At 70.7% G+C, this 13,775-nt stretch carries 13 protein-coding genes; 8 read left to right on the top strand and 5 right to left on the bottom strand.

Annotated features, from left to right (window positions below; genetic code table 11):
• Positions 1-39 precede the first annotated feature (39 nt).
• From mmpB to OHB49_RS17235, 4 genes are all read right to left on the bottom strand, one after another.
• Complete coding sequence (gene mmpB, locus OHB49_RS17250) at positions 40-168, bottom strand: morphogenic membrane protein MmpB (RefSeq protein ID WP_093773058.1); 129 nt, start codon at positions 166-168, stop codon at positions 40-42.
• 168 nt (positions 169-336) lie between these two features.
• A complete protein-coding gene (locus OHB49_RS17245; RefSeq protein WP_030969176.1) occupies positions 337-543 on the bottom strand; it encodes an acyl-CoA carboxylase subunit epsilon in 207 nt (68 codons plus the stop codon).
• Between the two features lie 14 nt (positions 544-557).
• Positions 558-2,150, bottom strand: coding sequence for an acyl-CoA carboxylase subunit beta (locus tag OHB49_RS17240; protein ID WP_329161317.1), 1,593 nt, complete (start codon positions 2,148-2,150; stop codon positions 558-560).
• Between the two features lie 209 nt (positions 2,151-2,359).
• A protein-coding gene (locus OHB49_RS17235; RefSeq protein WP_406322283.1) for an IS5 family transposase occupies positions 2,360-3,236 on the bottom strand; the annotation gives its coding sequence in 2 pieces (ribosomal slippage) (positions 2,360-2,893 and positions 2,895-3,236; 876 coding nt in all).
• A gap of 57 nt (positions 3,237-3,293) precedes the next feature.
• Between OHB49_RS17235 and OHB49_RS17230 the strand changes: the two genes are divergently transcribed.
• From OHB49_RS17230 to hutH, 5 genes are all read left to right on the top strand, one after another.
• Positions 3,294-4,160, top strand: a complete 867-nt coding sequence (locus OHB49_RS17230) for a biotin--[acetyl-CoA-carboxylase] ligase (RefSeq protein ID WP_329161315.1) — start codon at positions 3,294-3,296, stop codon at positions 4,158-4,160.
• Positions 4,161-4,802: 642 nt separating this feature from the next.
• A complete protein-coding gene (locus tag OHB49_RS17225; RefSeq protein WP_030969182.1) occupies positions 4,803-5,975 on the top strand; it encodes an adenylate/guanylate cyclase domain-containing protein in 1,173 nt (390 codons plus the stop codon).
• Positions 5,976-6,043: 68 nt separating this feature from the next.
• Complete coding sequence (locus OHB49_RS17220; RefSeq protein ID WP_329161312.1) at positions 6,044-6,856, top strand: enoyl-CoA hydratase/isomerase family protein; 813 nt, start codon at positions 6,044-6,046, stop codon at positions 6,854-6,856.
• A gap of 86 nt (positions 6,857-6,942) precedes the next feature.
• The gene (locus OHB49_RS17215; RefSeq protein ID WP_030969186.1) at positions 6,943-8,127 is read left to right on the top strand and encodes a GGDEF domain-containing protein; all 1,185 of its coding nucleotides are present in this window, start codon (positions 6,943-6,945) and stop codon (positions 8,125-8,127) included.
• 110 nt (positions 8,128-8,237) lie between these two features.
• Positions 8,238-9,788, top strand: coding sequence for a histidine ammonia-lyase (hutH, locus tag OHB49_RS17210; protein ID WP_329161309.1), 1,551 nt, complete (start codon positions 8,238-8,240; stop codon positions 9,786-9,788).
• 46 nt (positions 9,789-9,834) lie between these two features.
• Here hutH and OHB49_RS17205 read toward each other — a convergent pair whose 3' ends face one another.
• Complete coding sequence (locus OHB49_RS17205) at positions 9,835-10,134, bottom strand: LPXTG cell wall anchor domain-containing protein (RefSeq protein WP_030969188.1); 300 nt, start codon at positions 10,132-10,134, stop codon at positions 9,835-9,837.
• 109 nt (positions 10,135-10,243) lie between these two features.
• Here OHB49_RS17205 and OHB49_RS17200 point away from each other — a divergent pair, with 109 nt between their 5' ends.
• The 3 genes from OHB49_RS17200 to OHB49_RS17190 all read left to right on the top strand — a co-directional run bounded on the left by OHB49_RS17200 (position 10,244) and on the right by OHB49_RS17190 (position 13,753).
• Entirely contained in the window at positions 10,244-10,603 is a 360-nt protein-coding gene (locus OHB49_RS17200; protein WP_078852601.1) for a hypothetical protein, read from the top strand.
• A gap of 250 nt (positions 10,604-10,853) precedes the next feature.
• Positions 10,854-12,119 (top strand): L,D-transpeptidase, encoded by a 1,266-nt coding sequence (locus tag OHB49_RS17195; RefSeq protein ID WP_329161306.1) that lies wholly within the window; start codon positions 10,854-10,856, stop codon positions 12,117-12,119.
• Between the two features lie 170 nt (positions 12,120-12,289).
• The gene (locus OHB49_RS17190; RefSeq protein WP_329161304.1) at positions 12,290-13,753 is read left to right on the top strand and encodes an ABC transporter permease; all 1,464 of its coding nucleotides are present in this window, start codon (positions 12,290-12,292) and stop codon (positions 13,751-13,753) included.
• Positions 13,754-13,775 lie beyond the last annotated feature (22 nt).

The raw sequence follows: 13,775 nt of genomic DNA, 5'->3' as shown, positions 1-13,775 counted from the left end.
GACCACGCGTCCGCAGGACGGGCGGACGCCGGGGGCGCCTCAGCGTGTGCCCAGCACGAACATCGCGACCACCATGGCGAGCGCAAGCACCAGCCACACGCGCCGCATCATGTCCTGGGCGTCGCGCAGCTCTTTGGGGGGCTTGTTCTCGGGATCGGACCACAGCATGGTCCCGATCCTGCTGCGGCCGCCGCCACGGCGCCTGAGTACGAATACTCAGCCGCCCTGATGCGTACGGACCGGATCGCTGCGCGGAGACACGACGGAGGCCCGGACCCACCAGGGGGTCCGGGCCTCCGAGGACGCGGTGCGAACGGACGGCCGGGCCGCCGAGCGCTAAACGGGCCAGTACGTCCGTGCCCAGGCCCGCGGGCCCGGTCGAGGCCGGTCCTGCCGGGCGATTCGGCCCGGGTCGGACCACTGCTCGGGCAGCGCCGGCGCGCCGGACGACACAGCGGCCGTCGCCGCGGCGCGCGCCTGGACGACCGCCAGTGCGGCAGCCAGCTCCTCCGGGGTCGGGTTGCCCCGTACGACCTTGATCATGGTCAGAACCCTTTCTAGAGAGGGATGTTGCCGTGCTTCTTCGGCGGCAGTGATTCCCGCTTCGTGCGCAGCTGACGCAGGCCCTTCACCACGTGCGCCCGGGTGTCGGACGGCATGATCACCGCGTCGACGTAGCCGCGCTCGGCCGCCACGTACGGATTGAGCAGCGTGTCCTCGTAGTCGGCGATCAACTCGGCGCGGGTCGCCTCCGCCTCGTCGGGGTCCGTGACGGCCGCGATGGTGCGGCGGTGCAGGATGTTCACCGCGCCCTGCGCGCCCATCACGGCGATCTGGGCGGTCGGCCAGGCGACGTTGATGTCCGCGCCCAGGTGCTTGGAGCCCATGACGTCGTAGGCGCCGCCGAACGCCTTGCGGGTGATCACCGTGATCAGCGGGACGGTCGCCTCCGCGTACGCGTAGATCAGCTTGGCGCCGCGCCGGATGATGCCGCCGTACTCCTGGTCGACGCCGGGCAGGAAGCCGGGGACGTCGACGAAGGTCAGCACCGGCACGTTGAAGGCGTCGCAGGTACGGACGAAGCGTGCGGCCTTCTCGCTCGCGTTGATGTCCAGACAGCCCGCGAACTGCATCGGCTGGTTGGCGACGATGCCGACGGGGTAGCCCTCGACACGCCCGAAGCCGGTGATGATGTTCGGCGCGAACAGGGCCTGCGTCTCCAGGAACTCGCCGTCGTCGAGCACATGCTCGATCGCGGTGTGCATGTCGTACGGCTGGTTCGCCGAGTCCGGAATGAGGGTGTCGAGCTCACGGTCCTCGTCGGTCGTCGCGAGATCCGCCTCCTCCGGGAACGCGGGCGCCTCGGAGAGGTTGTTCGACGGGAGGTACGACAGCAGTGACTTGACGTACTCGATGGCGTCCTTCTCGTCGCCCGCCATGTGATGCGCCACACCCGAGGTGGTGTTGTGCGTCCGGGCTCCGCCCAGCTCCTCGAAGCCGACGTCCTCGCCGGTGACGGTCTTGATGACATCGGGACCGGTGATGAACATGTGCGAGGTCTGGTCGACCATGACCGTGAAGTCGGTGATCGCGGGGGAGTAGACCGCGCCGCCCGCGCACGGTCCGACGATCAGCGAGATCTGCGGGACGACACCCGAGGCGTGCACATTGCGGCGGAAGATCTCGGCGAACAGGCCGAGCGCCACGACACCTTCCTGGATACGGGCGCCGCCGCCGTCGTTGATGCCGATGACCGGGCAGCCGGTCTTCAGCGCGAAGTCCATCACCTTGACGATTTTCTCACCGTAGACCTCGCCGAGCGAGCCGCCGAAGATGGTGAAGTCCTGCGAGTACACGCAGACGGGGCGGCCGTCGACCGTGCCGTAGCCAGTGACGACACCGTCTCCGTACGGGCGGTTCTTCTCGATGCCGAAGTTGGTGGAGCGGTGCCGGGCGAACTCGTCGAGCTCCACGAAGGAACCCTCGTCGAGCAGGAGATCCACCCGCTCGCGGGCGGTCAACTTGCCCTTGGCGTGCTGCTTTTCCACTGCGCGTGCGGAACCGGCGTGCGTGGCCTCGTCGATACGGCGCTGCAGGTCCGCGATCTTGCCCGCGGTGGTGTGGATGTCGATCTCTTCCGGCTCGGACATCGGGTGGCGGCTCCCTGCCTGGTCACGGGGACGACTGACTGGTGGGTTCTACGGCTGCGTGCGAGGCCGCGTGCGCGGTGCGTGCGCGACGACGGCCGGTCCGGCAGCTGCCGATCAGGTTCTGAATGGCTACTGATCCGTAGCGTATCGGCGCGGATACCGTTCGGCAGTGCGTCGTTTGCCACACCTAGGACGTGTTTGAGATGTGGTCACAGCGCCTGCCGTATGAGGGTGAGTTGGACGGTCGACTCGTAGCGGACGGCGAGCTTGTCGTACCTGGTCGCAACGCCTCTCGCCTGCTTCAGAAGGCCGATCCGGCACTCGACTTTGTGCCTGCGCTTGTACATTTCGCGGTCGAAGCCGGGCGGACGGCCTCCGGCGGAACCGCGGCGGAGTCGGTGTCCGGCCTGGTCTCGCTTCTCCGGGATGGTGTGCGCGATCCCGCGTTTGCGCAGGTAGGAGCGAATCTGACGGGAGGAGTACGCCCGGTCGGCAAGCACATGTCCGGGCCGGGTGCGGGGGCGTCCACCGCTGATCCGGGGGACACGAATTCGGTCCATCACCTGCTCGAAGGCGGGCGCGTCGCCTCGTTGGCCGGCGGTGATGACGGCAGCGAGGACGTGGAAGGAGGCGTCGACGGCGAGGTGAATCTTGGTGGTCAGTCCGCCGCGCGAGCGTCCCAGGCCGTGGTCGTCCGGCTCGGCCGCGAGGCCGTTCGGACGCGTCCGGCCCGGATCGTCAGCCCCTTTTGCGGGCCCCGGCGGCGTGCTGGTGAGCCCGGCAGACGGTGGAGTCGACCGAGACCTCCCACTCGATGATCCCATCCGCATCTGCCTTGACCTGCAACTTCTTCAGGACGCGGGCCCATGTTTCGTCGATCTGCCACCGTCGGAACACCGCATACGCGGTCTCCCAGGGGCCGTATCGCTCGGGCAGATCCCTCCAAGGCGAGCCGGTCCGGGCCCGCCACCAGATCCCGTCGAACACCTGCCGCCGATCCCTCGGAGGTCGACCCATCTTCGGTATCGGCGGCAACACCGCTTCCAGCCGCTCCCACTGCGCATCCGTCAGATCGCCACGAGACATCTGAAGATCATTTCACGACCTTGATCAACATCTCAAACACGTCCTAGGGTGGCTTGCATGACACCTTCGGATGCGTCACCGAACCGCTGGTCGGACCTGGACCGGCCGCCCCTGAACGTCCCCGCGCTGCGCCGCGGGCTGCTGCGGCCGGGCGGGCTGTGGACCTCGCTCGACGTCGTGAACGTCACCGGGTCCACCAACACGGACCTCGCGGCGCGTGCGGCGGGGCTGACCGAGGGCACGGTTCTGGTCGCCGAGGAGCAGACCGCGGGCCGTGGCCGCCTCGACCGCACCTGGACGGCGCCCGCCCGCTCGGGCCTGTTCTTCTCCGTCTACCTGACCCCCGGCGACGACGTGCCGGTCCACCGGTGGGGCTGGCTGCCGCTGCTCGCCGGGGTCGCGACCGCGACCGGGCTGGCGCGGGCCGCGGGCGTCGACACGTCACTGAAATGGCCCAACGACCTGCTGGTCACCGTGGAGGGCGAGGAACGCAAGGCGGGCGGCATCCTCGCCGAGCGAGCCGGGGACGGCGTCGTCATCGGCATCGGCCTCAACGTCACCCTCCGCGCGACCGAACTGCCCGCCCCGACGGCGGCCTCGCTCGCCCTGGCCGGCGCGGTCTCCACCGACCGGGAGACGCTGCTGCGCGGCGTACTGCGCTCACTGGACCACTGGTACGTCGAGTGGCGCGCGGCCGGCGGGGACGCGGCAGAGAGCGGCCTGCAGGCGGCGTACGCGGCGGGCTGCGCGACGCTGGGCAGGACGGTACGGGCCCAGTTGCCCGGCGACCGTTCGCTCGTCGGGGAGGCGGTGGCGATCGACGGTGACGGCCGCCTGATCCTGTCCACGGCCGACGGCCTGCAGGAACCGGTGTCGGCGGGCGACATCGTGCATCTACGGGACGCGGAAGGCGGCCTCACCTAGAGCCACGGGCCCGTGCACCGGCCCCGCGCCCGGCTGTTCCCCCGGGTGCTCAGGCCGCCGCCGCACAGAAACCTTCACAGGCCCTGCACCCCCGCGCACCGAGCCCGCGCCCGGCTGTCCCCCGGGCCCACGGCTCCCTGCCCCGTGGAAGCCCCCCACAGGCCGTACGCCCGCGTGCAGGGCCCCGTTGCCCCCGGCTTTCCCCCCGGGCGTCAGTCCGCCCCATGGAGGCCCTCAGGGGCCCTGCGCCGGCGTACCGGGCCCGCGCCCCGGCTTGTTCCCCGGGCGCTCGGCCGCCGCCCCCTGGAAGCCCTCACGGGCCGTACATCCCGCGTACCGGGCCCGCGACCCGGTCGTCCTCCGGGCACCCTCGGACCTCTGTCCCGTGGAAACCACCCACCGGAGAGCACCCCTCACGGCTCCTGCCCCCGGCGCACCCCGTACCGGGGTGCCCTGGGTGCCCTCGGACCTCTGTCCCGTGGAAACCACCCACCGGAGAGCACCTCCCACGGCCCCTGCCCCCGGCCGACCCCGTACCGGGGTGCCCTAAGGACGTGAGGTAGCGCACATCTGCCGTATCGTTGAGGCGATCCACCGACAGATCGGCAGGGCAGTGCGCAGGGAACGGGCAGGAGGCGGCTGGTGACCGTCGACGACACGACCTCCGGCACGGGCGCGGAGCCCCCGCCGGAACCCTCGGTCCACGCGACACCGCATCACGAAGTCGACCACACGGCCGAACCGACCGACGATCCCCTCGCGATCCGGCTGGAACAGCTGATCCTGGGCGCCGACCGTCGTTACACCCCGTTCCAGGCGGCCCGTACCGCCGGAGTCTCGATGGACCTGGCGTCCCGGTTCTGGCGCGCCATGGGGTTCGCCGACATCGGGCAGGCCAAGGCGCTCACCGAGGCGGACGTGCTGGCGCTGCGGCGGCTCGCGGGCCTCGTCGAGGCCGGGCTGCTCAGCGAGCCGATGGCGGTGCAGGTCGCCCGGTCCACCGGGCAGACCACCGCCCGGCTGGCGGAGTGGCAGATCGACTCCTTCCTGGAGGGTCTGACCGAGCCGCCCGAGCCCGGCATGACCCGCACCGAGGTCACGTACCCGCTGGTCGAGCTGCTCCTGCCCGAGCTGGAGGAGTTCCTCATCTACGTCTGGCGGCGCCAGCTCGCCGCTGCGACCGGCCGCGTGGTGCAGGCGGCGGACGACGACGAGATGGTCGACCGCAGGCTCGCCGTCGGCTTCGCGGACCTGGTCGGTTTCACCCGGCTCACCCGCCGGCTGGAGGAGGAGGAGCTCGGCGAGCTCGTCGAGGCGTTCGAGACGACCTCCGCCGACCTGGTCGCCGCGCACGGCGGCCGGCTCATCAAGACCCTCGGCGACGAGGTTCTCTTCGCAGCCGACGACGCCGGCACGGCGGCCGAGATCGCACTGCGCCTGATAGAGGCGATGACCCAGGACGAGACGATGCCGGCTCTGCGGGTCGGTATCGCGTTCGGCACGGTCACGACCCGGATGGGCGATGTCTTCGGTACGACGGTGAACCTCGCCAGCCGGCTCACGTCGATAGCGCCGAAGGACGCCGTACTGGTGGACGGCGCTTTCGCCGAGGAGCTGACGCGCACGGGCGACGCCCCGGCCTCCGAGGCGCAGGCGGCGGAGGAGGCCGCGGCCGCCGAGAAGGAGCGCGCGGAGGGTGTGGAGCCGCTGGTCGTGCCGAAGTACCGGTACGGGCTGCAGCCGATGTGGCAGCGGCCGGTGCGCGGACTCGGCGTGGTGGAACCGTGGCTGCTGGCGCGACGAGGCGCCTCCTGACGCCTGTCCCTGCCCTGGGCGCGGCCTAGGATCCTCCGGTAACGCTCGTTAACCGGAGGGGTGCAGCCATGACCGTCACGTCCGAGCAGCGGTTCGGGGAGTTCGTCGTCGTACGGGTCCATGAGGGCCAGGAGCATGTTGCCGAACTGGTCCTGGACCGGCCCAAGGCCATGAACGCCGTGTCCACGGACATGGCCCGCTCGATCGGCGCCGCCTGTGCCGCGCTCGCCGCCGACCAGGACGTCCGGGTCACCGTCCTCACCTCCAGCCATGACCGCGCCTTCTGCGTGGGCGCGGATCTCAAGGAGCGGAACTCGTTCACCGACGCCGAGCTGGTCCGCCAGCGGCCCACCGCCCGCGCCGCCTACACCGGCGTGCTCGACCTGCCGATGCCGACGGTCGCCGCCGTGCACGGGTTCGCGCTCGGCGGCGGCTTCGAGCTGGCGCTGTCCTGCGATCTGATCGTCGCCGACCGTACGGCCGTGGTGGGCCTGCCCGAGGTCTCGGTCGGTGTCATCCCGGGCGGCGGCGGTACGCAGTTGCTGCCGCGCCGGATCGGGGCGGCACGCGCTGCCGAGCTGGTCTTCACCGCCCGCCGGGTGGAGGCGGCCGAGGCGCGGGAATTGGGTCTGGTCGACGAGCTGGTGGAGGCGGGGCAGGACCGGGCGCAGGCGCTGGCGCTCGCCGGGCGGATCGCTGCCAACTCGCCGGTGGGCCTGCGTGCCGCGAAGCGTGCGCTGCGGCTCGGGCACGGGCTCGATCTGCGGGCCGGTCTGGAAGTGGAGGACGCGGCCTGGCGGTCGGTGGCCTTCTCCGGGGACCGGGCGGAGGGCGTGGCCGCGTTCAACGAGAAGCGGAAGCCGAACTGGCCCGGCGAGTGACGGTGCGTTACCGCTCCGACGCGCAGTGCGGAACTTTCCATGCCTCAAACTGATCAAGACTTCGCAAATCTACATAAGATGTAGCGATGGGTGGTGATGATGCGCGGCTGCGAGCCGTGGTTTCGCTTGCACAGGCAATGGCGGCGGCGCACACCCCGCCGGAGTCCTGGCGGGCGGCCGCGCTGGGGGCGTGCCAGGCGCTGGGCGGCAGCTTCGCCGCACTCTCCGTGTGGGAGCGGGGGCCGGGGCGGCTGCGGGTGCTGGTGAACGCGGGTGAACGGGCCGAGGGGGAGGAGGAGTTCCCCGACGACGAGACGTATCCGGTGCATCAGTTCCCGGAGATCACCGAGTTCCTGCATGAGCGGTGGGCGGGGGGCGGCGAGCCGGACGCCTGGGTGGAGACCGCCGACGGGCCGGTCGGCGACGCCGGGGACGGCGAAGCCGACTCGGCGGTGGCGGGCGCGCACGGCTACGGGCGCGTCTACCGCCATCAGCGCGTGGCGGCCCTGCGACGGCGCCGCCGCGGCTGCTGTGTGGTCGCGCCGATCGTCCTGCACGGGCGGGCCTGGGGTGAGCTCTATGTGGCGCGCCCGGTGGGGGAGCCGGTGTTCGGGCGGGAGGACGCGGACTTCGCGACCGTACTGGCCGCCGTCGTCGCCGCCGGTATCTCCCAGACGGAGCGCCTCGAAGAGGTCCGCAAGCTCGCCTTCACCGACCCGCTCACCGGGCTCGCCAATCGCCGGGCCGTCGACACGCGCCTCGACGAGGCGGTGGAGCTGCACCGCGCCGACGGCACGGTGGTCAGTCTGGTCGTCTGCGATCTGAACGGTCTGAAGGGGGTCAACGACTCCCTGGGCCACGCGGTCGGCGATCGCCTGCTGGAACGTTTCGGCTCGGTGCTCTCCCGGTGCGGTGCGATGCTGCCCGGCGCCCTCGCCGCCCGGCTCGGCGGTGATGAGTTCTGCCTGCTGGCGGTGGGCCCCGGCGCGGACGAGGTGATCGAGGTGGCCACCGAACTCTGCGATCGGGCAGCCGAGTTGGAGCAGGGTGACGGGGTCGCCTGCGGCATCGCGTCGACCGGTGACCCGATCGGGCCGGTGACCTCGGCCCGGCGGCTGTTCCGTCTGGCGGACGCGGCCCAGTACCGGGCGAAGGCGGCCCGCTCCGCGAGACCGGTGGTGGCGGGGCGCGACGGCGAAGTCATCCGGCTGGCCGACTCGCCGCCGAAATCCGCCCACGACCGCCGCCGGCTGCGCGGGAGCCGGCCCTGAGGGCTGTTCCGTAGGTAGGGGCGTCCGGCGGAGTCCGCGAACGTGCCGGTAAGGGGTCAACCGCACGACCACTAGTGACATGAAGGGATTCAATCCGTACGCTTCTGAATATGGATATGCACACAGTCGTGGTGGGGACGTCCGGTACCACCGCAGAGGACGTCATCGCCGTGGCCCGCGCGGGTGCCCGCGTCGAGCTCTCCGCAGACGCCGTGAGCGCGCTTGCCGCCGCCCGCGAGATCGTGGACGCGCTGGCCGCCAAGCCCGAGCCGGTCTACGGCGTCTCCACCGGCTTCGGCGCACTCGCCACCCGCCACATCAGCCCCGAGCTGCGGGCCCAGCTCCAGCGCAACATCGTCCGCTCGCACGCGGCCGGCATGGGCCCGCGCGTCGAGCGCGAGGTCGTACGGGCGCTGATGTTCCTGCGCCTGAAGACGGTCTGCTCGGGCCGCACCGGCGTACGCCCCGAGGTCGCGCAGACCATGGCCGACGTACTGAACGCCGGCATCACCCCCGTCGTGCACGAGTACGGTTCGCTCGGCTGCTCCGGCGACCTGGCGCCGCTCTCGCACTGCGCCCTGGCGCTGATGGGCGAGGGTGACGCGGAGGGCCCCGACGGCATCGTGCGCCCGGCCGGCGAGCTGCTCGCCGCGCACGGCATCACCCCCGTCGAACTGCGCGAGAAGGAGGGCCTCGCCCTCCTCAACGGCACGGACGGCATGCTCGGCATGCTCGTGATGGCCCTCGCCGACCTGCGCAGCCTCTACACCTCCGCCGACATCACCGCCGCGCTCAGCCTGGAGGCGCTGCTCGGCACGGACAAGGTCCTCGCCCCGGAACTGCACGCCATCCGGCCGCACCCGGGCCAGGGCGCGAGCGCCGACAACATGCTGCGGGTGCTTGCCGGTTCAGGCCTGACCGGCCACCACCAGGACGACGCGCCGCGTGTCCAGGACGCCTACTCCGTGCGCTGCGCGCCCCAGGTCAACGGCGCCGGGCGCGACACCCTCGCGTACGCCGGGATCGTCGCCGACCGTGAGCTGGCCTCCGCCGTCGACAACCCCGTCGTCCTCCCGGACGGCCGGGTCGAGTCCAACGGAAACTTCCACGGCGCCCCGGTGGCGTACGTGCTCGACTTCCTGGCGATCGTCGCCGCCGACCTCGGCTCGATCACCGAGCGCCGCACGGACCGGCTGCTGGACAAGAACCGTTCGCACGGCCTGCCGCCGTTCCTCGCCGACGACGCCGGTGTCGACTCGGGTCTGATGATCGCCCAGTACACGCAGGCCGCCCTGGTCAGCGAGATGAAGCGGCTCGCGGTCCCGGCGTCGGCGGACTCGATCCCGTCCTCCGCGATGCAGGAGGACCACGTCTCCATGGGCTGGTCGGCGGCGCGCAAGCTCCGTACCGCCGTCGAGAACCTCGGCCGGATCGTCGCCGTCGAGCTGTACGCGGCGACCCGCGCCATAGAACTGCGCGCCGGCCAGGGGCTCACCCCGGCGCCCGCGTCCCTGGCCGCCATCGAGGCGCTGCGGGCGGCGGGGGTCGAGGGACCGGGACCGGACCGCTTCCTGTCGCCCGATCTGGCTGCGGCGGAGGCGTTCGTGCGGGGCGGGAAGCTGGTCGCGGCCGTGCAGCCGGTGACCGGGGCGCTCGCCTAGGAAGGGTCTGCGCGCTTCGTTCCCCATCGCCGGACGGGCCGGAATTTCAGGCCCGTCCGGCGATCGAGGACAACGCGGCGGTGCGGCGTGTGGAGTACGCGACCAAGCCCGCGCCGATTCCCAGGAACGCGGCGCCACCGATCAGATAGGCAGTGGTGTCGACCCCGGTGCCGGTTTCGGCCAGTGCCGGCCCGGCCGCCTCGTCCTCGGTGCTCGCGCCGGCAGGTCTGCTCGGCGCGCCGCCGGCCGCGTCGTCCGTCGCATTCGCCGAGGGGACGAACCACAGAGCGCACAGCAGTGTGCCTGCGGCGGTGGCGGTCAGGAGTGGGCGACGAGCTATGGCCACGGATTCGATCCCCCTTGTGGAAGCCATGAGTTAGCCGTGTGCGCCGATGCTAATGAAAGCAGCGGGTCGCAGGAAAGTCGTGACTGCCGGTAGCTCTACGCTCCGTCACATGAGCACTTCTGAGACATCACGGTTTGTTCGCCTTCGCGTGGACATGGTGCTGGAGATCACCGACGCGGAGGCCCTCAGCGGCACCGCGCTGGAGAGCCTCGCGGCCGAGTACGGCGAGCCGGACGGCGAGTACGCCGAGGAACGCATGCAGGCCGAGTCCGCGGTACGGGAAGACGGGGCGGAGGCCCTCGCCTCCCTCGTGGACCCGTTCGATCTCGTCGGCGAGGTGCCGGGGGTCGAGCTGGCCCAGGCGTCCTGGAGCAGCGAGATCGTCGACTACGACCCCGAGGACCCGGGCGACTGGGACCTCGACGACGAGCGTGACGGCGGGGAGGAGGGGGACGACGTCGCGCCGTAGCGGGTGAGGTAGGCACCGGCCCCGGCCCGCTTCCGGCGTCCCGGGGCCGGTGAGTGCCGGTCCCTGGAACCACAGGTGCCACGGCTGCGTCGATGAGTGGTGTTCCCCACATCTGAGGCGGATGTGGAACGGAGGGCCCCCGCCAGGTGTTCTTGGAACATTGATGGGGATCCGTCTCACGACGGTTCCGGCATCGATGGGAATCGGTCTCGATACGGTTCCGCTCGGGGTTATGGGGGATTCGGCAACGATGGAGAAGCGTGTGATGACGGACAGCAAGCGGCGCAAGGGCCTGATGGCCGCGTCCGCCCTGCTCGGCGGCGTACTCGTGCTCACTGCCTGCAGCGAAGGTACGAGCTCGGGCGGCGACGAGAGCTCGAAGAAGTCTCAGGCGGCGGCAGTCGACAAGGCGGCGGCCGAGGACGCGTCCCAGGCGCAGATAGCGATCGCGCCGAAGAACGGCGCGACCAACGCCAGCATCAACAACGCCGCGAAGGTCACCGTCACCAAGGGCAAGCTGACCCAGGTCACCATGACCACGTCGGCCGGCGCGAGCGTCCCGGGCACCCTGGCCGCCGACGGCACCAGCTGGCAGCCGAACGCACAGCTCGAGCGCTCGACCACGTACAAGATCAACGCGACGGCCGAGGACACCAAGGGCCGCGAGGCGCACGAGAACGCGTCGTTCACCACCGTGTCGCCCGCCAACAGCTTCATCGGGAACTTCACCCCCGAGGACGGCTCCACGGTCGGCGTCGGCATGCCGGTCTCGATCAACTTCAACAAGCCGATCACGGACCGGAAGGCCGTCCAGGCCGGAATCACCGTGACGTCCAGCAGCGGCCAGCAGGTCGTCGGCCACTGGTTCAACTCGCAGCGTCTCGACCTGCGTCCCGAGCAGTACTGGACGGGCGGCTCCACCGTCACGCTGAAGCTGGCGCTCGACGGCGTCGAGGGTGCGGACGGCGTCTACGGTGTGCAGCAGAAGACGGTCACCTTCAAGGTCGGCCGCAACCAGGTCTCGACGGTCGACGCGTCGACGCACACCATGACCGTCACCCAGGACGGCAAGACGATCAAGACGATCCCGATCTCTGCCGGTTCCCCCGACAACCCGACGTACAACGGTCAGATGGTCATCTCCGAGAAGTTCAAGGAGACCCGGATGAACGGTGCGACGGTCGGCTTCACCGACGACGACGGCAAGGGCGAGTACGACATCAAGGACGTGCCGCACGCCATGCGGCTGTCCCAGTCGGGCACCTTCATCCACGGCAACTACTGGGGTGCGCCGTCGGTCTTCGGCAGCGCCAACACCAGCCACGGCTGTGTCGGCCTCGCCGATGTGAAGGGTGCGGGCGACGCCAACCAGCCCGCCGCCTGGTTCTACAACAACTCCATGGTCGGCGACGTGGTCATCGTCAAGAACTCCCCCGACAAGACCATCACGCCCGACAACGGCCTCAACGGCTGGAACCTGAGCTGGGCCGAATGGCAGGCGGACTCCGCGGCCTGAACCCGCGGGAGGTTCACGCGGCAACTTCCTGACCCCGAAGTCCCGTACGTACACAGGGCGGTGGCACCCGGATCCCCCGGTGCCACCGCCCTGTGGCGTTCGTGGCCGTTCTCATCGGGATCTCATGCCGGCCTTAACTCGCCATCACGACCGGTTCATAGCCTCGCGCCATGTTCTTCACCTATCTCCGGCGCGAGCTGCGCCGCCGCAGAAAGGCGGCGCTGGTCGTCGCCTCGGGGCTCGCCCTCGGTATTGCGCTGGTCATCATCGTCAGTTCGGTCTCCTCCGGCATGAGCAAGGCCCAGGACAAGGTCCTGGAATCGCTGTACGGCCTCGGCACGGACATGACGGTCACCAAGGCCGCCGCCGCGTCGGGCTCCGGCACCCAGCGGCCCCGGTTCGAGTTCGACGCCAAGGACAACGACGACGACGCCAAGCAGAGTTCGGACCGGGTCATGGTCCAGGGCTTCCAGACCCTGTCCGCCACCACCGTCGACAAGGTCGGCACGCAGGACGGCGTCGCGGACGCCGTCGGCGGACTCAGCCTGACCGTCCTGAAGGTGGACGGCCAGTTCAAGCGCGGCGAGTTCAAGCAGAACGGGACCGGTGGCACGGCCGGCCCCGGGGGCCGGGGCGGCAGCACGCAGCCGCAGGGTGAAGTCAGGGGTGGCGGCGCCTCGTTCGACGTCAACTCGTACACCGTGTACGGGACCGACGTCACCAAGCAGGACCTCGGCCCGCTGACCTCGTCGAAGATCACCAAGGGCCGTACGTTCAAGGCCACCGAGACCGACGCGAAGGTCGCGGTCGTCGACGCCTCGTACGCCAAGGAGAAGAAGCTCGCGGTCGGCAAGACCGTGACCGTCTCCGGGACCAAGTACAAGATCGTCGGTGTCTCGACGGCGGACAGCGGCGACGCGGCCGCCAACCTCTACATCCCGCTGAAGCAGGCGCAGACCCTCGCCGACTCCAAGAACAAGGTCACCACGGTCTACGTCAAGGCCGCGGACTCGCAGCAGATCGACCACGTCAAGTCCGCCATCCAGAAGAACATCTCGGGCACGACGGTCACCACCTCCGCAGACCTCGCCGACACGGTCTCCGGCTCCCTGTCCACCGCGTCCGACCTGGCCTCCAGCGTCGGCAAGTGGCTGTCGATCGCCGTCCTCATCGCCGCCTTCCTGGTGGCCGGGCTGCTCACCTCCTCCGCGGTCAGCCGCCGGGTGCGGGAGTTCGGCACGCTGAAGGCGCTCGGCTGGAAGAGCGGCCGGGTCACCCGCCAGGTCGTCGGCGAGGCCCTCGTCAACGGTCTGATGGGCGGCGTCCTCGGCATCGCGGTCGGTCTCGCCGGTGCGTACGTCGTGACCGCGATCAGTCCCACGCTCACCGCGCAGCTCGGCGGCTCGGGCGGCGGCGGTGGTGGTGGCGGCATGCTCGGCGGCCCCGCCATGGCAGGACCCGGCCGGCAGGCCGCGGCCAAGTCCCTCGACATCGCGCTGACCGCACCGGTCTCCCTCTCCATCATCCTGATCGCCGTCGCGCTGGCCGTGGCGGGCGGGCTGATCGCGGGTGCCTTCGGCGGCTGGCGGGCCTCCCGGCTGCGTCCCGCGGATGCGCTGCGCCGCGTCGAATAGCCCGCCCGGGCGTCCCACCCCC

This window comes from Streptomyces sp. NBC_01717 (assembly GCF_036248255.1).
GTDB lineage: Bacteria > Actinomycetota > Actinomycetes > Streptomycetales > Streptomycetaceae > Streptomyces.
The sequence above is the reverse complement of the archived record's forward strand: the minus strand, read 5'-3'. Positions and strand labels throughout refer to the sequence as shown.